The 20,071-nt window shown below is 68.5% G+C and carries 17 protein-coding genes (1 of these 17 cut by a window edge); 11 read left to right on the plus strand and 6 right to left on the minus strand.

The window, feature by feature from the left end:
• Both RI032_RS07380 and RI032_RS07385 read left to right on the plus strand, forming a co-directional pair.
• Nucleotides 1-1,410, plus strand: partial view of a M23 family metallopeptidase gene (locus RI032_RS07380; protein WP_010486866.1) — the 3' portion only. It extends 63 nt beyond the left edge of the window; only the last 1,410 of its 1,473 coding nucleotides appear in the window; the start codon falls outside the window, past its left edge; its stop codon occupies nt 1,408-1,410.
• A 65-nt stretch (nt 1,411-1,475) separates the two neighbouring features.
• Nucleotides 1,476-2,603 carry an anhydro-N-acetylmuramic acid kinase gene (locus RI032_RS07385; protein ID WP_125437753.1) on the plus strand — a complete coding sequence of 376 codons (1,128 nt, stop codon included), beginning with the start codon at nt 1,476-1,478 and terminating at the stop codon, nt 2,601-2,603.
• Nucleotides 2,604-2,682: 79 nt separating this feature from the next.
• Here the strand turns inward: RI032_RS07385 and RI032_RS07390 are convergent, their stop codons facing one another.
• The 3 genes from RI032_RS07390 to RI032_RS07400 form a co-directional block, all read right to left on the minus strand.
• Nucleotides 2,683-2,913, minus strand: a complete 231-nt coding sequence (locus RI032_RS07390; protein WP_005407775.1) for a hypothetical protein — start codon at nt 2,911-2,913, stop codon at nt 2,683-2,685.
• 77 nt (nt 2,914-2,990) lie between these two features.
• Entirely contained in the window at nt 2,991-4,364 is a 1,374-nt protein-coding gene (locus RI032_RS07395) for a muropeptide MFS transporter (protein WP_049455489.1), read from the minus strand.
• Nucleotides 4,361-5,161, minus strand: a complete 801-nt coding sequence (locus RI032_RS07400; protein WP_005420469.1) for an exodeoxyribonuclease III — start codon at nt 5,159-5,161, stop codon at nt 4,361-4,363. The genes RI032_RS07395 and RI032_RS07400 overlap by 4 nt, the downstream gene beginning before the upstream one ends.
• A gap of 162 nt (nt 5,162-5,323) precedes the next feature.
• Between RI032_RS07400 and pyrE the strand changes: the two genes are divergently transcribed.
• From pyrE to RI032_RS07440, 8 genes are all read left to right on the plus strand, one after another.
• A complete protein-coding gene (gene pyrE / locus RI032_RS07405; protein ID WP_010486876.1) occupies nt 5,324-5,983 on the plus strand; it encodes an orotate phosphoribosyltransferase in 660 nt (219 codons plus the stop codon).
• An 18-nt stretch (nt 5,984-6,001) separates the two neighbouring features.
• Nucleotides 6,002-6,664: a hypothetical protein gene (locus RI032_RS07410; protein WP_134959253.1), complete on the plus strand. Its 663-nt coding sequence runs from the start codon at nt 6,002-6,004 to the stop codon at nt 6,662-6,664.
• A 221-nt stretch (nt 6,665-6,885) separates the two neighbouring features.
• Nucleotides 6,886-6,978 carry a potassium-transporting ATPase subunit F gene (locus RI032_RS07415; protein ID WP_005407770.1) on the plus strand — a complete coding sequence of 31 codons (93 nt, stop codon included), beginning with the start codon at nt 6,886-6,888 and terminating at the stop codon, nt 6,976-6,978.
• A 12-nt stretch (nt 6,979-6,990) separates the two neighbouring features.
• The gene (gene kdpA, locus RI032_RS07420) at nt 6,991-8,700 is read left to right on the plus strand and encodes a potassium-transporting ATPase subunit KdpA (protein WP_322548069.1); all 1,710 of its coding nucleotides are present in this window, start codon (nt 6,991-6,993) and stop codon (nt 8,698-8,700) included.
• A 10-nt stretch (nt 8,701-8,710) separates the two neighbouring features.
• A complete protein-coding gene (gene kdpB, locus RI032_RS07425) occupies nt 8,711-10,768 on the plus strand; it encodes a potassium-transporting ATPase subunit KdpB (RefSeq protein ID WP_312250916.1) in 2,058 nt (685 codons plus the stop codon).
• Nucleotides 10,765-11,415 carry a potassium-transporting ATPase subunit KdpC gene (gene kdpC, locus RI032_RS07430; RefSeq protein ID WP_322548070.1) on the plus strand — a complete coding sequence of 217 codons (651 nt, stop codon included), beginning with the start codon at nt 10,765-10,767 and terminating at the stop codon, nt 11,413-11,415. The genes kdpB and kdpC overlap by 4 nt, the downstream gene beginning before the upstream one ends.
• Before the next feature lie 51 nt (nt 11,416-11,466).
• Nucleotides 11,467-14,127 carry a sensor histidine kinase KdpD gene (locus RI032_RS07435; protein ID WP_322548071.1) on the plus strand — a complete coding sequence of 887 codons (2,661 nt, stop codon included), beginning with the start codon at nt 11,467-11,469 and terminating at the stop codon, nt 14,125-14,127.
• A complete protein-coding gene (locus RI032_RS07440) occupies nt 14,108-14,821 on the plus strand; it encodes a response regulator transcription factor (RefSeq protein WP_019338804.1) in 714 nt (237 codons plus the stop codon). Before RI032_RS07435 ends, RI032_RS07440 begins: the two co-directional genes overlap by 20 nt.
• Nucleotides 14,822-15,124: 303 nt before the next feature.
• Here the strand turns inward: RI032_RS07440 and RI032_RS07445 are convergent, their stop codons facing one another.
• From RI032_RS07445 to coaBC, 3 genes are read right to left on the minus strand one after another with little or no spacing between them, the layout of a single operon-like run.
• Nucleotides 15,125-17,470: a phosphomannomutase/phosphoglucomutase gene (locus tag RI032_RS07445; protein WP_049412124.1), complete on the minus strand. Its 2,346-nt coding sequence runs from the start codon at nt 17,468-17,470 to the stop codon at nt 15,125-15,127.
• Between the two features lie 12 nt (nt 17,471-17,482).
• Nucleotides 17,483-17,956 (minus strand): dUTP diphosphatase, encoded by a 474-nt coding sequence (dut, locus tag RI032_RS07450; protein WP_005411999.1) that lies wholly within the window; start codon nt 17,954-17,956, stop codon nt 17,483-17,485.
• The gene (coaBC, locus tag RI032_RS07455) at nt 17,953-19,215 is read right to left on the minus strand and encodes a bifunctional phosphopantothenoylcysteine decarboxylase/phosphopantothenate--cysteine ligase CoaBC (protein WP_322548072.1); all 1,263 of its coding nucleotides are present in this window, start codon (nt 19,213-19,215) and stop codon (nt 17,953-17,955) included. Before coaBC ends, dut begins: the two co-directional genes overlap by 4 nt.
• Before the next feature lie 228 nt (nt 19,216-19,443).
• Between coaBC and RI032_RS07460 the strand changes: the two genes are divergently transcribed.
• Complete coding sequence (locus RI032_RS07460; protein ID WP_019338987.1) at nt 19,444-20,070, plus strand: response regulator; 627 nt, start codon at nt 19,444-19,446, stop codon at nt 20,068-20,070.
• Nucleotide 20,071: the final 1 nt, after the last annotated feature.

The raw sequence follows: 20,071 nt of genomic DNA on the forward strand, positions 1-20,071 counted from the left end.
CACGACAACGCCCTGCATCGGAAGCTCAGGCAACATCTTCCCGCCGCCTTCAATGAGCGATGGACCCGCCGCCATTGGATGCACGCCAGCCTGTTCGCGACCATCGGCGCCCTGGTGGCAACGATCGTCCCGGGCTTCTCGCACACCATCGACGCCCCCTTTGCCGACAGCCATACCAGCCTTGCACTGCCGTTGCCGCCGCTGACCATGGCCCGCCAGCAGCAGGTGCCCGGTGACAGCTGGCAGGTGCTGCGCGTGGAGCGCGGCCAGACCCTGAGCGATCTGTTCGACAAGGCGGGCATCCCGGCCACCACCCTGCACCGGGTGCTGGACCACCCCGGTGCACGCGAGGCGCTGACCAAGCTCCGCCCGGGCGCCGAGATCGCCTTCGACATGCCGCTGTCCGGTGACCTGCGCAGCATCCGTTTCGACCGCGATGCCGACAACCGGGTGGAACTGAGCCTGACCGGCGACGACATCAAGGAGAAGGTGACCCAGCGCGAGACCTCCACGCGCACCGTGGTCACCAGCGGCGAGATCACCAGTTCGCTGTATGCCGCGGCCCGACGCGCCGGGCTGTCGCCGTCGGCGATCGCGACGATGACCGACGACATCTTCAAGTACGACATCGACTTCTCGAAGGACCTGCAGCCGGGCGACCGCTTCAGCGTGGTGATGGATGAAACCTGGCGCGAAGGCGAGAAGGTGGACACCAGCAAGATCCTGGCGGCGACCTTCACCACCGGTGGCAAGACCTATTCCGGCTTCCGCTTCGACCGCAACGGCAAGTCCGAGTACTACGACATCAACGGCCGTTCGCTGAAGAAGAGCTTCATCCGCATGCCGATCCCGTTCGCCCGGCTGAGCTCGACTTTCGGCGCGCGCAAGCACCCGGTGCTGGGCAAGATGCGCATGCACAAGGGCGTGGACTACGCTGCGCGCACCGGCACCCCGATCATGGCCGCCGGCGATGCCCGCGTGCAGTTCGCCGGCGTGCAGCGCGGCTACGGCAACGTGGTGATCCTCGACCACGGCCGCGGCCACACCACCCTGTACGGGCACATGTCGCGCTTTGCGAACATCAAGACCGGCCAGCGCGTGGCCCAGGGCACGGTGATCGGCTATGTCGGCTCGACCGGCCTGGCCACCGGCCCGCATCTGCACTACGAATTCCGCGTCAACGGCGAGCACCGCAATCCGCTGACCGTGACCATGCCGCCGCCGGAGCCGCTGAAGGGCGCCGAGCTGGTCGCCTTCCGCGCGCAGACCGCACCGGCGATGGCCCGCATCCAGGGCATGGAGAAGCTGATCTACGCCGACGCCAGCCCGGCACCGACCAGCCGCGACGAGGCCGCCCCCGAGGTGGCCAGCGCCAAGGACAAGCAGGCGACCGGCCGCAAGCGCGGCTGAACCCCTGCGTTGACGAAGAAGGACGCGGCAGCCCAAGCTTGCCGCGTCCTTTTTTTTTGTCCGCCATGAACACGACTGCCGACGCTGACGCCCCCCTGTACCTTGGCCTGATGTCGGGCACCAGCGCCGACGGCATCGATGCCGCGCTGGTGCAGTTCCCCGCTGGCGGAGGCTGCCGCTTCGTGCACGGGCTGACCGCCCGCTGGGAGCCTGTGCTGCGTGCGCGGCTGGTGGCGCTGGGCGAAGGCGGACCGCTGGACTCGCTGGAGGAGCTGGGCGAGCTGGACGCCCGGATCGCGATCAACTTCGCCGAAGCCGCCAATCAACTGCTGGCCGAGGCCGGCGTGGACCGCAGCCAGGTCCGCGCGATCGGCTCGCACGGCCAGACCGTGCGCCATCGCCCGCTGGCCACCCCCGCCTTCACCGTGCAGCTGGGCGATGGCAACCGCATCGCCGAGCTGACCGGGATCACCACGGTATCCGACTTCCGCCGCCGTGACGTGGCCGCCGGGGGCCATGGTGCGCCGCTGATGCCGGCCTTCCACCTTGGCATGCTGGGCGCCGCCGATGAGGACCGTGCGGTGCTGAACCTGGGCGGCATCGCCAACCTGACCCTGATCCCGCGCGAAGGCGCAGTGCGCGGCTTCGATACCGGCCCGGCCAACGCGCTGATGGATGCCTGGTGCCAGCGCCATACCGGCCGCACCTTCGATGCCGATGGTGCGTACGCTGCCAGTGGCGCGGTAGACGAGGGCCTGCTGGCCGGCTGGCGCTCGGACCCGTGGTTCGCGCTGCCACCGCCGAAGAGCACCGGCCGTGAGCAGTTCCACCTAGCCTGGGCCGAGGTGCACATGGGCGAAGGCCAATACGCTGCCGCCGATGTGCAGGCCACCCTGCTGGAGCTGACCGTGGCAACCGTGGCCGATGCGCTGCTGGCGCAGCAGCCGCAGACCCGGCGCCTGTTGGTCTGTGGTGGCGGCGTACGCAACCGGCAGCTGATGAAACGGCTGGCGGCGCGGCTGCCGGGGGTGCAGGTGGAATCCAGCGCGGTGCACGGGCTGGACCCGGAGTACGTGGAGGCCATGGGCTTTGCGTGGCTGGCGCAGCGGACGATGGACGGGCTGGCCGGCAACCTGCCGAGCGTGACCGGGGCCAAGGGGCCGCGGATCCTCGGGGCGATCCACCTGGCGTGAGGTGGCGTCATCCACGCAGGGCGTGGATCTACCGGGCAGCCGAGCGTGGGCTCGGCTCTACAGCATTGCGGCGCGGCCGCTAATCGAAGCCCTGCCCTGCGGGCAAGGCCTGCAGGGCGGCGATGGCGTCGGAGAGCGCGTCCACTTCGGGATCACCGAAGCCGGAGCGGACCTCCAGTTCACTGCTGAACAGGCCCTGCTCCAGCAAAGCGGCGCAGGTCTGTTCGTGGGTCCAGCCGCGGGCGACCGCGACGCGTTTGATGCGTTCCAGCAGCAGCGGGTCCAGGTCCCGCAGCACAACGTCGGCCATGCTCGCTTCCCCGTTCGCAAGGCACCGCCCCCTCGGCGCGTCGAGGCGATGATCCCGCAGACCGGACGGGCAGGCAATCAGGTCGAGCTGGAGGCCTGGCGACGGCGCTGCTGCAGGATCAGCAGGGCGCAGAGGATCACCACCGGGATCGCCACCAGCGCGGTACCGACGAAGAACAGCGCGTAGCCTTCCAGCAGCGTCCGGCCCTGTGCGAGCGTCTGTACCGACCACCCCGAGAGCCCCTTGAGCGCCTTGCCGGGCATCGCGTAGAACGAACTCAGCAGCGCGTACTGGGTTGCGGTGTATCCGATGCTGGTCAGGCTGGACATATAGGCGATCAGCGCCGTACCGGCGAAACCGCTGGCGAAGTTGTCGATGGCCATGGCCACAGCAAAATGGGTCGTGTCTGGGCCCGAATAGGCCAGCCAGGCAAATGCCAGGTTGGAGGCCGGCCCCAGCACGGCACCCACCATCAGCGCCGCCAGCACCCCCCAGCGAACCGAGACCAGGCCCGCCGCAGCAATGCCGACGAAGGTCGCGACCAGGCCCACCGAGCCACGCACCGCGCCCACGGTGTCCTCGTCCAGGCCGAGATCGACGTAGAACGGGTTGGCCATCGGCCCCATGACGAAGTCGGCCATGCGATAGACGCTGATGGCCACCAGGATCAGGATCGCGCCGCTGCGATGCTCGCGGACGAAGGCGATGAACGGCCCCGCCACGGCGTCGAACAGGCCGCGCGGCGTCCACAGGGAGGTCGCCTGTGCCTGCACGGCAGCCACTTCCCGCGCGGGTTCACGGGCCATGACCACGGCTACCACGCCAAGCGCCATCAGCACGGCCATGATCTCGTAGGAGACCTGCCAGCCAACACGGGCCGCGATGATCAGGATCAGCGCATCGGTGACCAGCAAGGCAGTGCGGTAGCCCAATGCCGAGGATGAGGTCAGCAGGCCAAGCTGCTCGCTGTTGTCAGCACTTTCAATGCGCCAGGCATCGATGACGATGTCCTGGGTGGCCGAAGCAAACGCCACGATCACGGCCATTACGCCGAACACGACGATGTGCTGCCAGGCGATGCCCAGGAACTGGATCTGGCCGCCCTTGGGCTGGACCAGCGCCATGCCGACAAGGCCCACCACTACGACCAGCTGCGACAGCAGCATCCAGCCGCGGCGGCGGCCAAAACGACCGAACAGAGGCACGTCGGTCTTGTCGACGATCGGCGCCCACAGGAACTTCATGGTGTAGGCCAGCCCGACCCATGACAGGAAACCGATCGTGCTCAGCTCGATGCCTTCCTTGCGCATCCAGAAGCCGAGCGTATTGCCCACCAGATAGATGGGCAGGCCCGAACTGAAACCGAGCAGCAGCATCGCCAGCACCTTGCGCTGGCTCAGGTTGGACAACACCTGCTGCCACGGTCGGCGCGGCTTGGCGGCCTCGGTCACAGGTCGTAGTCCACGGTGAACGGGGCGTGGTCGGAGAAGCGCTCGTCGCGGTAGATCGAACAGCTACGCAGTTTGTCGCGCAGGCCCGGAGTGATGAACTGGTAGTCGATACGCCAGCCGACGTTGTTCGCACGGGCGGCGCCGCGGTTGCTCCACCAGGTGTAATCCTCGCCGGTGGGGTTGAGCAGGCGGTAGGCATCGGCCCAGCCACGGCCGGCGGCGACATCGGTGGCCTGGCCGTGGTCGGCGCACAGGGCGTTGAGCCAGTCGCGCTCCTCCGGCAGGCAGCCGGAATTCTTCTGGTTGGACTTCCAGTTCTTGATGTCCAGCGCCGAACGCACGATGTTCCAGTCGCCGCACAGTACGTAGTCGCGGCCGCTGCGCGCCCACTCCTCCAGGATCGGCCGCAGCCATTCCATCACTTCGAACTTGAAGCCCTGGCGCAGGTCGCCCGAGCTGCCGGACGGGATGTAGAAGGAGACCACGCTGAGGTTGCCGTAGCGCGCCTCGATGTAGCGGCCTTCGTCGTCGAACGGCGCCCAGCCCAGCGAGGTGATGACCTGGTCCGGCTCGCGCTTGCTGTAGATCGCCACGCCGCTGTAGCCCTTCTTGGTGATGGCGTCGCGATAGAAGCAGTGGTGCCCGTCTGGACGGAACATCGGGTCGGTCAGCTGGTCTTCCTGGGCCTTGGTCTCCTGGATGCACAGGACGTCGGCGTCCTGGGCACGGAACCAGTCGAGGAAGCCCTTGGTCGCGGCGGAACGGATGCCATTGGCGTTGAAACTGATGATGCGCATGCAAGGGACCTACGACAGGAAACCGGGCAAGCATACCGGTTGCCCGCGGGGCTGCGCAGTCTGCCCGGCCAGGCCGCGACGCCCTTCACACGGGTCCGGACGAGCGCGAAACGCCCAGCTGGATTAGGATTTATGCTCCAAATGAAGATGAATCGAGTTTTGATGAGCGACCACCGCCACCGTTTCCTGCAGCTGGCCCTGACCGCCGACGCCCTGCGCTTCGGCCAGTTCACCCTCAAGTCCGGCCGGCTGAGCCCCTATTTCTTCAACGCCGGTCGTTTCGACTCCGGTTCGCTGCTGTCGCAGCTTGGCGCCTGCTACGCCGATGCCATCGATGCCACCGGAATCAAGTACGACGTGGTGTTCGGCCCGGCCTACAAGGGCATCCCGCTGGCCACCGCGATGGCCTGTGAGCTGGCCCAGCGTGGCCGCGACCTGCCGCTGTCGTTCAACCGCAAGGAAGCCAAGGACCATGGCGAAGGCGGCCAGCTGATCGGCGCCGACATGAATGGCAAGCGCGTGCTGATCGTCGACGACGTGATCACCGCCGGTACCGCGATCCGCGAAGCGCTGGGCATCATTCGCGCTGCCGGTGGCACCCCGGCCGGCATCGTGGTGGCGCTTGACCGCCAGGAGATCGCTTCGGAAACCGATCGCCGTTCGGCGGCGCAGTCGGTGGCCGAGGAGGCCGGCATTCCGGTGATCGCCGTGGCATCGCTGGCCGATCTGCTTGATTTCGCCTCCGGCAACCCGGAACTTGTGGGCTACCGGCAGCCGCTGGAAGCCTACCGGGCCCAGTACGGCGTCCGTTCGATCCGCTGACCGACCAGGGGAAAGGTCATGTCCCGAGTTCCTGCTGTTCTCTTTGCCGGCCTGCTGCTGGCCGTGCCGTTCACGCTGCCGGCGCAGTCGCGGGGTGGCGACAAGGTGGAGAAGAAGCTGTACTGCTGGAACGAGGGCAAGGAGCGGATCTGCAGTGATTCGCTGCCGGCCGATGCGGTCAACCATGCCCGCGAGGAATTCAACGCGAAAAGTGGCCTGCGCAATGCGCAGGTCCAGCGCGCGTTGACCGACGAAGAGCGTGCCGCCGCCAGCACGGTGGCCGCGCAGCAGCAGCTGGACCTGATGGCCGAGCAGACCCGCCAGCGCACCGAGCAGGCGATGCTGACCACCTATGGCAGCGAGGACGACCTGCGCCGGGTGTTCGCCGAGCGCCAGGAAGTGCTGGACAACAACCTGAAGACGGCCGAGTACAACGTCACCAGCCTGCGCGAGTCGCTGGTGGCCCTGCTGTCGGCCGCCGGTGATCGCGAACTGGCCGGCGCCAAGGTGGCCGACAAGCAGGCCGGGGCGATCCGCCAGCGGCACGTGCAGCTGCAGGCGCAGCAGCGCCTGCAGGCCGGGTTCCTGCAGCAGCAGCAGGCGTTGAAGGCCGAAATTGAAAGCACCCTGCAGCGCTATCGCGAGCTGAAGGGCGTGGCACCAGCGAGCCAGGCCCCGTGATTCGCTTGTAGAGCCGAGCCCATGCTCGGCTCCGCGTGACCTTGGGAAAGAGCAGCCGAGCATGGGCTCGGCTCTACAGTAGGCGGCGCCTGGTTACGGCTTGGCCCACGAAATTTATGCACTCTTTACGCGTCGGCCCGGTCCGGCGCGTAGTGCGTTTATGGGCGGCAGGACGACGATGACGACCTGAGGTGGAGGGGTTCCACCAGGACGCTATTGCAATGTCCCCCTGGCTGTCGTTGTTGTGTGGCGTGCTGGTGCTGGTCGCCGCCGCCTATCTTCTTTATGTCGTGCTGCGGCCCGAGTCGTTCTGAGCGGAGCCGGCCATGACTGAGATGCTTGTGATTATTGCCGCCAGCCTGCTGCTGGCGTGGCCGCTGGGCCTGTACCTGGCCCGCGTGATGCGTGGCACGCCGATGAAGGTCGACGTGCTGTTCCACTGGATCGAGAAGCCGCTGTACCGGATGTTCGGTGTTGATCCGGCACGTTCGATGTCCTGGCGCGGCTACGTGCTGGCCTTCGTCCTGAGCAACCTGGTGGTCGCGGTGCTGACCCAGGCGGTGTTCATGACCCAGGCCTGGCTGCCGCTGAATCCGGATCAGATCCCGAACATGCGCTGGGACACCGCGCTGCACACGATGATCTCGTTCCTGACCAACACCAACCAGCAGCACTATTCGGGCCAGGCGCAGCTGTCCTACCTCTCGCAGATGACCGGCATCACCGGCCTGCAGGTGGTGACGCCGATGATGGGCCTGGCGCTGGCGGTAGCGACACTGCGCGCGCTGTTCTCGCGTGCGCCGCAGGCTGCGGCCGCCACCGGCAGCGGCGATGACCGCCAGGTGGCGGTGGGCAACTACTACGTGGACGTGGTGCGCCTGTGCGTGCGCTTCCTGCTGCCGCTGTGCCTGGTGTGGACACTGGTGCTGACCAGCCAGGGCGTGCCGTCGACGATGGCCGGTGGGCCACAGGCCACGCCGATCGATGCCAGCGCCGGCATGGCCGGACAGAAGCTGCCGTTGGGTCCGGTGGCGGCAATGGTCGCGGCCAAGCAGCTGGGTGCCAACGGTGGCGGCTGGTACGGCCCGAACAGCAGCTTCCCGCTGGAGAACCCGACCCCGCTGTCGAACGCGCTGGAGATCGTCGGCATCCTGCTGGTGCCGATGGCGGTGATCTTCATGATCGGCGCGTTCACCGGCCGGCGCCGCTTCGGCGCCCTGGTGTTCAGTTGCATGCTGGGCATGTCGCTGCTGTCCACCGGCGCGATGATGTGGAGCGAAGGGCATAGCGCCAGCGCCGCCACGCCGTTGCTGATGGAAGGCAAAGAGGTGCGCTTCGGTGCCGACGGCACTGCGCTGTGGGCGGCGGTGACCACCCAGGTCTCGAACGGCTCGGTCAACGGCATGCACGATTCGCTGGCGCCGCTCAGTGGCGGCATCGCGATGGTCAACATGCTGGTCAGCGCGATCTGGGGCGGCATTGGCTGTGGCCTGCAGCAGTTCATCGTGTACCTGCTGCTGGGCGTGTTCCTGGCCGGGTTGATGACCGGGCGCACGCCGGAACTGTTCGGCCGCAAGCTGGAGACGCCACAGGTCCGCCTGTTGGCCCTGCTGGTGCTGCTGCAGCCGATCACCCTGCTGGTGTTCACCGCGATCACCCTGGCCGTACCCGGCCTGGCGGGCACGTCCAACCCCGGTTTCCATGGCATCAGCCAGGTCTTCTACGAATACGTCTCGGCCTATGCCAACAACGGTTCGGGCTTCGAAGGGCTGGGTGACGCCACGCTGTGGTGGAACCTGAGCTGCTCGCTGGTGCTGCTGCTGGGCCGCTTCCCACTGCTGATCATCCCGCTGGTGGTGGCCGCACAGCTGGCCGCCAAGCGCCAGGCGCCGGAGTCTGCCGGCAGCCTGCAGATCGAAACCCCGACCTTCGCCCTGACCCTGGTCTCGGTGATCGTCATCCTGACCGTGCTGCAGTTCATGCCGGCGCTGGTACTCGGCCCGATCGCCGACCACCTGAGCCTGGGACTGCACTAAGGACACCCCGATGAGTACCCACGCAAGTTCCACCCGTAGTTCCCATGCGCCGCGCCCTGCCCTGCTCGATGGCGCCGGCCTGCGCCGTGCGCTGGTCGACGCAGTGCGCAAGCTGTCACCGATGCACCTGGTACGCAGCCCGGTGATGGCAGTGGTGATGGCCGGCACGATTGTCGCCGCCATCGTCACCCTGAGCGGCAAAGCGCCGCTGGGCTTCGGCCTGGCGGTGACCGCGATCCTGCTGGTGACCGTGTTGTTCGGCAACTTCGCCGAGGCGGTGGCCGAAGCGCGCGGCCGTGGCCAGGCCGCCTCGCTGCGCCGTGCCCGCCAGGATCTGGTGGCGCGCCGGCTGGCTGCGCCGCAGCCGGGCGCGGCCGAAACCCAGGTACCCGCAGCCGAACTGCGCCCGGGCGACCATGTGATCGTCAGTGCCGGTGAGCTGGTGCCGGCCGACGGCGAGATCGTGCAGGGCCTGGCCACCATCAACGAAGCGGCGGTGACCGGCGAATCGGCACCGGTGCTGCGCGAGGCTGGCACCGACCGTTCCGGTGTGATCGGCGGCACCAAGGTGCTGTCCGACCAGATCATCGTGCGGGTGACCGCCGAGCCGGGCCACAGCTTCCTGGACCGGATGATTGCCCTGGTGGAGGGTGCCAACCGCCAGAAGACCCCGAACGAGATCGCGCTGACCCTGCTGCTGGCGGCGATGACGCTGACCTTCCTGGTGGTGGTGGCGACGCTGCCTGCGATCGGCGCCTCCGTGGGCGTCAAGGTCGACCCGCTGTTGCTGATCGCGCTGCTGGTGTGCCTGATCCCGACCACCATCGGCGGGCTGCTGCCGGCCATCGGCATCGCCGGCATGAACCGTGCGCTGGCCGCCAATGTGCTGGCCAAGTCGGGCAAGGCGGTGGAGGTGGCCGGCGACGTCGACGTGCTGCTGCTGGACAAGACCGGCACCATCACCTACGGCGACCGCCAGGCCAGCCACTTCCATCCGTTGGCCGGTATCGATGCCAGCCAGCTGCGTGAAGCGGCGCTGCTGTCTTCGCTGGCCGACCCGACCCCGGAAGGCAAGTCGATCGTGCGCCTTGCGCGCGAACAGGGCTGCGCCACCGCCGAACCGGACCATGCCGACTACCTGGCCTTCACTGCCCAGACCCGCATGTCCGGCGTGGACCTGGAACATGGGCGGCAGATCCGCAAGGGTGCCGCCGATGCGATCCGTGCCCACGTGCAGGTGCTGGGCGGCAACGTGCCGGCCGAGCTGGCCGGTCGTGTCGAGCAGGTCGCGCGCAACGGCGCCACCCCGCTGGTGGTGGCCGAGGGCCGCCACGTGCTGGGCGTGATCGAGCTGTCGGACGTGGTCAAGCACGGCATGCGCGAGAAGTTCGCGCAGCTGCGGGCGATGGGCATCCGCACGGTGATGATCACCGGTGACAACCCGCTGACCGCCGCCGCCATCGCTGCCGAGGCCGGTGTGGACGACTACATCGCCGAAGCGCGGCCGGAAGACAAGCTGGCGCGCATCCGCCAGGAGCAGGCCGGTGGCCGCCTGGTGGCGATGGTCGGCGACGGTACCAACGACGCCCCGGCGCTGGCCCAGGCCGACATCGGCCTGGCGATGAACTCCGGCACGCAGGCGGCGAAAGAGGCCGGCAACATGGTCGACCTGGATTCGGACCCGGCCAAGCTGCTGGCGGTGGTGGAAGTGGGCAAGCAGCAGCTGATCACCCGCGGCGCGCTGACCACCTTCTCGCTGGCCAACGACGTCTCCAAGTACTTCGCGATCCTGCCGGCGCTGTTCGCCGCTGCCGTTCCGACCATGGCCGCACTGAACGTGATGCAGCTGTCGAGCCCGCGCAACGCCGTGCTGGCGGCGCTGATCTTCAACGCCCTGGTGATTCCCGCCCTGATTCCGCTCGCCCTGCGTGGCGTGCGCTTCCGCCCGGCCACCGCGACGGCGCTGCTGCGCCGGAACATGCTGGTCTACGGTCTCGGCGGCGTGCTGCTGCCGTTCGCGGCGATCAAGCTGATCGACCTCCTTCTTGTCCTGGTATTCGGCGCATGAACCGTTCTGCTTCCACTTCGTCTTCCCTGTCCCGTGAACCAAAGGCCGAGGCCCGCGTGGCCAGCCTGCAGGATGACGCCCGCTGGCGTCCGGCGATCGGCCTGGGCCTGGCCACCCTGCTGCTGGCCGGCGCGGTCTACGCCGGCATTGCAACCGGCTTTGCCGGCCTGGCATTCCCGGGACAGGCCGAAGGCAGCCTGCTGCGCGATGACAGTGGCCAGGTGCGCGGCTCGGTATGGCTGGCGCAGCCGTTCACCGGTGACGGCTACTTCCAGGCGCGCCCGTCGGCCGCCAACTACGACCCGATGGCCGCGGCCGGTTCCAACATGGCGCGCAGCAACCCGGCACTGGCCGAGCGCGTGGCTGCCAGCACGGCTGCGGTAGCCGCACGCGAAGGTGTCGCGCCGGCGCAGGTGCCTGCGGATCTGGTCACCCAGTCCGCAGGCGGCCTGGATCCGCAGCTGTCGCCGGCCGCCGCGCAGCTGCAGGTGGCACGCGTAGCGCGTGCCCGTGGCCTGCCGGTGGCGCGCGTACAAGCGCTGGTGCAGTCGCATACCGAAGGGCGCCAGTGGGGCCTGTTCGGCCAGCCGCGGGTGAACGTGGTGACGCTGAACTTCGCGCTGGACCACGCGGCCAAGGCGCCGTGATGCCGGCCTGCACCGGCTGCGCGCACAATGGCGGGCATGACAGCGGCACCCATGACTGATGCGCGTACCCGCCAGGCCGATGCCCTGGTCGAAGGCCTGCAACGCGAAGCCGGCGGCAAGCTGACCGTGTTCCTCGGCGCGGCGCCGGGCGTGGGCAAGACCTACACCATGCTGACCCGCGCGCAGGAACAGCTGCGCCGCGGCGTTGACTTGGTGGTCGGGCTGGTGGAAACCCACGGCCGCGCCGATACCCAGGCGCTGCTGGAGGGCCTGCCGCGGTTGCCGCTGAAGGAGGTGGCCTACCACGGCCACGCCCTGCAGGAGATGGACCTGGATGCCGTGCTCGCACGGCATCCAGCGCTGGTACTGGTGGATGAACTGGCCCATCGCAACGCGCCGGGCAGCCGCCATGAGCGCCGCTGGCAGGACGTGATGGAGCTGCTGGACGTCGGCATTGACGTCTGGACCACGGTCAACATCCAGCATCTGGAAAGCCTCAACGATGTGGTGATGCGCATCACCGGCGTACGCGTCAGCGAGACCGTGCCGGACGGTGTGCTCGACCGACTGCACGACATCGTGCTGGTGGACCTGCCGCCGCGCGAACTGATCGCGCGCCTGCAGCAGGGCAAGGTCTATGTACCCGAACAAGCCGCGCAGGCGCTGCAGGCGTTCTTCTCGCCGGCCAACCTGACCGCGTTGCGCGAACTGGCCATGCAGGAAGCTGCCGACCGCGTCGACAGCAGCCTGCGCGAAGCACGCGCCGCACGCGGCGAGAGCAACCTGCCGCTGCGTCGCGGCGTGCTGGTGGCCATTGATGGCGGCGGTCAGAGTGAATACCTGGTGCGCGTGGCGAGGCGCATCGCCGAGCGCCGCGACGCACCGTGGACGGTGGTGACCGTGCAGGGGCGACGCCAGGACGAGGCGACCCGGCGTGAGATCGATGCAGCCTTCGCGCTGGCACGGCGCCTGGGCGGCGACGCCGAACTGCTGCACGGATCGAGCATCGCCGATGCCCTGCTCGACCACGCCGCGCACAATGGCGTGTCGACCCTGGTGCTGGGCCGGACCCGCGAACGGCCGCTGGCGCGGATGTTCAACCGCACCCTGACCCAGCAGCTGATCCAGCGCGGCGCGCACTACGAGATCACCATCATCAGCACCCCGCAGGCGCGGGCGCGCTCGCGCCGCGAGAGCCTGCTGCCGCCAATGCGCGGTATCAGTCATGAACCGGCACAAGCCCTGATCGCTACCGCGCTGGCCTGTGCGGTGGCGTGGCTGGCCGAACACTGGGTGGGCATGGCCGACCTGTCGATGGTGTTCATCGTCGCGGTGGTGCTGGTGGCGGCGCGCACCCGCGCCAGCGTGGCGGTGATGGCGGCGATCCTGTGCTTCCTGGCCTACAACTTCCTGTTCATCGCGCCACGCTTCACCTTCGCCATCGGCGCGCGCCAGGGCGTGATCACCGTGTTCCTGTTCCTGGCCGCCGCGCTGGTGGCCGGACGCCTGGCCTCGCGCCTGCGCATGCAGGTGATCGCGCTGCGTGCCGCCAACCGCCATGCGCGTGCGCGCCAGCAGTTGGGCCGCCAGCTGGCCAGTGCCGCCGGCAACGGAGAGGTGGCGCAGGCGGGTCGGCATGCACTGGAACAGGCCATGGACGTGCCGGCGTGGCTGCGGATCGGCGCCGATACCGCAACCGGTGGCCGCAGCCAGCCTGGCGATACCGATCTGGCCGCCGCCGACTGGGCGCTGCGCCACGGCCAGCCCAGCGGCCGCTTCACCGACACTCTGGCCGGCGCGCAATGGTGGTTCCTGCCGCTGCTGGATGGCGAAGACCGCGCGATCGGCGTGGCCGGCCTGTACCTGCCCGGCGCGCAGGCGCGCCTGCTGCCCGAGCAGCGGCAGCTGGCCGAAGCGATGGTGGATGACATCGCGCAGGCCGCGCTGCGCACGCGGCTGGTGGCCGAACTGGAACAGGCCCACGTCAGCAACGAGACCGAGCGATTGCGCTCGGCCCTGCTCTCTTCGGTATCGCACGATCTGCGCTCGCCGCTGGCGGCGATGATCGGTTCGGCCGACAGCCTGGCCAGCTACGGTGCGGCGATGGATACAGCCGATCGCCGTGCCCTGCTGGACACCATCCTGGTCGAGGGCGAACGGCTGGACCGCTACATCCAGAACCTGCTGGACATGACCCGCCTCGGCCACGAAGGATTGAAGATCAACCGCGACTGGATCGGCGTGGACGAACTGATCGGCTCGGCGGCGCGGCGCCTGCAGCGCTACCAGCCCAAGGTACGGCTGGAGCTGGATATTCCCTCCACGCTGGCGCCGATCTGGGTGCACCCGGCGCTGGTCGAGCAGGCCGTGTTCAATGTGATGGAAAACGCGGCCAAGTTCTCGCCGCCCGATGCCGCCGTGCAGGTGCAGGCGCGCGAGCTGGACGGCCAGCTGCGCATCGACGTGATCGATGCCGGCCCCGGCATTCCCGATGACGAGCGTGCGCGCATCTTCGACATGTTCTACAGCGTCGAGCGCGGCGACCGCGGCCGCCACGGCACCGGCCTGGGCCTGACCATCTGCCAGGGCATGATCGGCGCGCATGGCGGCAGCGTGCAGGCGCTGCCCGGACGCGACGGTCGCGGTACCCTGATCCGCATCACCCTGCCCCTGCTCAAGCCAGCCTCCCACGATGAGCCCGACCCCGATTGATGCCAGCGTGCCGGCCGCGCGCGTGCTGGTGATCGATGATGAAACCCAGATCCGCCGGTTCCTGGATATCAGCCTGCGCGCGCAGGGCTACCAGGTACGGCAGGCCGCGACCGGCCAGGAAGGCCTGGAGATGGCCGCCAGCGAAGACATGGACCTGGTGATCCTGGACATCGGCCTGCCGGACATGGAAGGCCACGAGGTGCTGGAGCAGCTGCGGCAATGGAGCCAGGTGCCGGTGATCATGCTGACCGTTCGCGCCGGCGAAACCGAGAAGGTGCGGGCGCTGGACAACGGCGCCAACGACTACGTGACCAAACCCTTCGGTACCCAGGAGCTGATGGCGCGGGTACGGGCGCTGCTGCGCACGCGCAGCGTGCCCAGCGACGGCACCCCGCCGGTGTTCGACGATGGCCATCTGCATGTGGACCTGGTGCGCCGTGAAGTGGCACTCGATGGTGAACCGGTGGCGCTGACCCGCAAGGAATACGCGCTGCTGTCGCTGCTGCTGCGCAATGCCGGGCGCGTGGTGACCCAGCCGCAGATCCTGCAGGAGATCTGGGGGCCGACCCACCAGCACGACACCCATTACCTGCGCATCCTGGTCGGCAAGCTGCGGCACAAGCTGGGTGATTCGGCGCTGGATTCGCGCTACCTGTTCACCGAACCGGGCGTGGGATTGCGGTTCAAGGGGTGAGGGTGTGTCGACCAAGGTCGACACCCACCAAAGCGAATTCGGAAGAACATCCACGCATGGCGTGGATCTACTGTGTCGACCAAGGTCGACACCTACCAACAGCTCCAGGACATTGTCAGGGGTGGGGCGGTGTCGGAGTGCGGGGTGTCAGCCGCATGGATGCGGCTGCCAAGCTTACAGGGACGTACTTGCTGCGTCCCCGCACTCCGACACCGCCCCGCCATCCCACGGATAGCCGGCCTTTGACGTTGACGTTGACGTTGACGTTGATTCGGCGGGTGCCGGGCGCAGCCCGGCCCCACCTCAGAACCCCAGTGGGGTCTCGCCCAGCACCGGTTGCAGCTGGCTGCGGAACAGCGCCTGGATGCGTTCCAGTGCCGCCTCGTCGTTGCCCTCGAAGCGCAGCACCAGCACCGGCGTGGTATTGGAGGCACGCACCAGGCCCCAGCCATCGGGGAAGTCCACACGCAGGCCGTCGATGGTCGACAGGCGGCCGCCCACATACGGGTTGTCCGGTGACTGCGCCGCCGCCACCAGCATCGCCACCAGCGCATGTGGCGTACCGTCGGCCACCGGCACCTTCAGCTCCGGCGTGGCCACCATCTCCGGCAGCTCTGCCAGTACCTCATCCGGGGTCTCCTCGCGCTGGGCCAGGATCTCCAGCAGGCGCGCCGCCGCATACAGGCCATCGTCGAAACCGAACCAGCGCTCCTTGAAGAAGAAGTGGCCGCTCATCTCGCCGGCCAGCTCGGCATCGGTCTCGCGCATCTTCGCCTTCATCAGCGAATGCCCGGTCTTCCACATCAGCGGGCTGCCACCATTGCGCAGCACGTGGTCGGACAGCTTGCCGGTGCACTTCACGTCGTAGATCACCATCGCGCCGGGGTTGCGCATCAGCACATCGGCGGCAAACAGCATCAGCAGGCGGTCGGCATAGATGATCCTGCCTTCGCCGGTGACCACGCCCAGCCGGTCGCCATCGCCATCGAAGGCGACGCCGAGGTCGGCGCCGAAGCGCTTGACCGTCTGCACCAGGTCTTCCAGGTTGGCCGGTTCGCTCGGGTCGGGATGATGGTTGGGGAAGGTACCGTCGACATCGCAGTACAGCGGAATGACTTCAGCACCGATCGCTTCCAGCAGCTGCGGTGCGAGCGCACCGGCGACGCCGTTGCCGGCATCGGCCACGACCTTCAACGGGCGGTCCAGCTGCACGTCGTCGGCGATGCGCTGGATGTAGTCGGCACTGACATCGCGCTGCTGGTAATCGCCCGGCTCGGCGGCCTGTACCAGGCGGCCTTCGATGATGCGCTGGTAGAGATCGGTGATGGCATCGCCGGACAGCGTCTCGCCGCCGATGACCACCTTGAAGCCGTTGTACTCGGGCGGGTTATGACTGCCGGTGACCGCCACGCAGGTGCCGGTGCGCAGATGGAAGGCGGCGTAGTACACGACCGGGGTCGGTGCCAGGCCGATGTCGATCACCGCGCAACCGGCGCGCCTCAGGCCCTCGGCCAACCCTGCGGCCAGTTCCGGGCCGGACAGACGGCCGTCGCGGCCGATCACCACCTCGCGCAGGCCCTGCTCCAGTGCCACGGTACCGATGGCCTGGCCGATCAGCGCCGCCGTCTTCGGCGTCAGTTGGCTGCCCACCACGCCGCGGATGTCGTAGGCGCGGAAGATACCGGCCGCCAGTTCCTCGGCCGGAACCGGCGGCGGGGGCGGCGGTGCACTTTCAGTTGTACTGGCCTCGGCCACCGGCGGCGGCGCCATCTGCAGGCTCTCGCTCAGGGTCGGGCCATGATCCGCTTCCGCCACGGCCGCACGGCGCGGCAGCGGCAGCGTCTTCGGCAGGCGGCCGCGACCCACCACCAGCAGCACGGCGATGAACGCCAGCAGCAGCGCAACGATGGCGCTGGCCAGCGAACCCAGGCCCAGCGGACCGGGTTCGACATTGGGTACCGCGGCCACCAGCCGCAACGGCGTACCCGGAATCGGCCGCGCCAATGCTTCGGCACTTTCGGCCAGGCTGGCATCGCCCTGGGCGACGAGGTCATGCGCGCCCTGGCGCAGGCCAAGGAAACCGGCCGATGGCGCACTCACCTGGTCCAGCGGCGAGGTCAGTCGCAGCAACGGCTGGCGCACGTAGAGCACTGCCGGGCCCAGGCTGCCCAGCGGCACCGGTGCCGCCAGGCCAAGACGATTGCCGCCCCCATCGCGGACCACGCGCAGGCTGGGGCCGGTCTCGGCCAATGCGGCTTCCAGCAGCGCCAACCGGGCATAGCCGAAGGTCGCCGGGTCGGCGTAGGCGTTGGCCAGATCGGCGGTCAGTACTTCGGCGTGCTCGACGCCGGTCCAGCTCTCGCGGACCGCGAGTGCCGCCGCAGCGGCATCGCCGGCCTGCAGCGCCTGCTGCACGCGCTCGTTCTTCAGCTGCTGCTGCAGCTGCTTCAGCTGGCCGGCAGCGGCCTCCTGCAGGCCTTGCACAGCCTGGTCACGCGCAGCTTCCAGCGCCTGGCCGTTGGCCTCCTGGCGCCATTGCTGCACCGCGCTCCATCCGAACCAGCCAGCCAGCAGGACCAGCAGCACCCCCAGTAGTGGCGCACTGCGTCCCAACGACCGTCCCCGCTGTCCTTCCCCGATGCCGCTCATCGATGTCCCCTGTCAACGCACCCCGGTATGGCCGAATCCACCCGTTCCCCGCACGCTGTCGGTGAAAGTATCCACCACCTGCAGGCTGACGCGGGCAATCGGCACGACCACCAGCTGCGCGATGCGATCGCCCGGCTCGATGGTGAAGGCCTCGCGGCCACGGTTCCAGACGCTGATCAGCAGCGGGCCCTGGTAATCGGCGTCGATCAGGCCGGTGCCGTTGCCGAGCACGATGCCGTGGCGGTGACCCAGCCCGGAACGCGGCAGGATCACCGCGCACAGGTGCGGATCGGCGATATGGATGGCCAGGCCGCTGGGCACCAGCGCGGTGTCGCCCGGCTGCAGGGTCAGCGCGGTATCCAGCGCCGCGCGCAGGTCCATGCCGGCGCTGGCTTCGGTGGCGTAGGCCGGCAGCGGCCAGCTGTCGCCGAAGCGCGGATCGAGCAGCTTGACCTGCAGCGGTTGGGAAGTGAAAGCCTGGGTCATGCCTGGAGTCTCCGCGCGATCAGCGCCAGCAGTTGTTCGGCCAGCTCGCGCTTGGAGGTGGCCGGGAATACCTGTTCACCGTCCTGCCAGAAGGCAGTGGCGGCGTTGTTGTCGCTCTCGAAACCGCCGCCGCTGATGCCGACCTGATTGGCGATCACCAGGTCCAGGCGCTTGTCGACCAGCTTGCCGCGTGCGTACTTCTCCAGGTCGTGGGTTTCGGCGGCAAAGCCGACCACCAGCTTCAGCGACTGCGTCTGCGCGGCGACTTCGGCCAGGATGTCCGGCGTGCGCACCAGCTCGATCACCAGCGACTGGCTGTCGGCGGTCTTCTTCAGCTTCTGCGCAGCCACCTGGCGCGGTGTGTAGTCGGACACTGCGGCGGCACCGATATAGATGTCGGCCGGCAGCGACTTCAGCACGGCATCACGCATCTGCGCGGCCGAGCGCACGTCCACGCGCTGCACGCCGGGCGGCGTCGGCAGCTGCACCGGGCCGCTGACCAGCACCACCTGGGCGCCCATCGTCGCGGCGGCCGCGGCCAGGGCAAAGCCCATCTTGCCGCTGCTGCGGTTGCCGACGTAGCGCACCGGATCGATGTCTTCATAGGTCGGGCCAGCGCTGATCAGCAGGCGCAGGCCCTGCAGCGCGCGGGTTTCCGGTGCGGCAGCCGCCGCCGTGGTACTGCCATTGGCGGCCAGCGCGGCGACGATGTCGCCGGGCTCGGCCAGACGGCCGGGACCGGATTCGCCCTCGGCCAGCGGACCGTCGACCGGGCCGATCACCTGCGCGCCGCGCTGGCGCAGCAGGGCGATGTTGGCCTGGGTGGCCGGATGCAGCCACATGCGGTGGTTCATCGCCGGGCAGATCGTCAACGGCGCGGTGCTGGCCAGGCACAACGTGCTGACCAGGTCATCGGCATGGCCCTGCGCCAGCCGGGCCAGCAGATCGGCGGTCCCCGGGGCGACCACGATGCGGTCGGCCCAGCGGGCCAGCTCGATGTGGCCCATGGCCTGTTCGGCGGCGCTGTCCCACAGCGTGGTGCGGGTCGGCTGCCCGGACAGGGCCTGGAAACTGAGCGGAGTGACGAACTGCTGGGCACCGGCGGTCATCGCCACCTGCACCTGGGCACCGGCGTCGCGCAGGCGCCGCACCAGTTCCAGCGCCTTGTACGCCGCGATCCCGCCTCCGACGCACAACAGCAGTTTCTGACCTTCCAGCGCGCGCGCCGGCGCGGGGGAAGCGTTGGGGGAGTCAGCCACCTGGAATTCCTGTGCAAACGAGGGCGCTAGCTTACCCGATGGTCGGTAATGTCCCGGTGCAGGGCGCACATAGCGGGCGGCTATCAGCAGATGGAATCCGCCTGCGTTGACCCGGGATTCACCCGGTAACAGTTTCGGACCTTTCCTATACCCCTACGTCTCTGTGCTTTTGCAGAATCAGGCATTGGCTGCCGCCCGCCGTGGCCTGTTCGACCTTCGAGGAGCCGCGTGCATCCACGCATCATCATCGCCGACGACCATCCCGTGGTCCTGCATGGCATCCGTGTCGTGCTGCAGACCCACCTGATGGACATCGTCGGCAGTGCGCGTGACGGCGCCCAGCTGCTGGAGCTGGTGGACCAGCACGACTGCGATGCGGTGCTGACCGACCTCTCGATGCCGGGTGCCGGCCCGGACGGTCCGGAGCTGATCGACGCGCTGCGCATGCGCCGCCCTGGCCTGCCGGTGGTGGTGCTGACCGGCGCCCGTCATCCCGGCCTGCTGGACGGACTGCTGCGGGAGGGCATCAGTGGCCTGGTCGACAAGTGCGCCGATTTCGCCGAACTGCCCCAGGCGCTGAACGCCGCGATGGCGGGGCAGGTATTCGTCTCCCAGCAGCTGCGCCACCACCTGCAGGCACGCGACCTGCTGTTTCCGCGCGAGCCGGCGCCGCTGTCGGCACGCGAGCAGGAAGTGCTGGAGCTGCTGGCGGCCGGTCTCAACGTGAACCAGGTCGCCGAGCGCTGTGGGCGCAGCCCGAAGACCATCAGCCGGCAGAAGGCCGAAGCCAAGCGCAAGCTGGGCCTGCAGAACAACCAGGAACTGTTCGACTACCTGCAGACCCGGCGCGACTGAG

This window comes from Stenotrophomonas geniculata (assembly GCF_034508895.1).
In the GTDB taxonomy this organism is placed as follows: Bacteria; Pseudomonadota; Gammaproteobacteria; order Xanthomonadales; family Xanthomonadaceae; genus Stenotrophomonas; species Stenotrophomonas geniculata.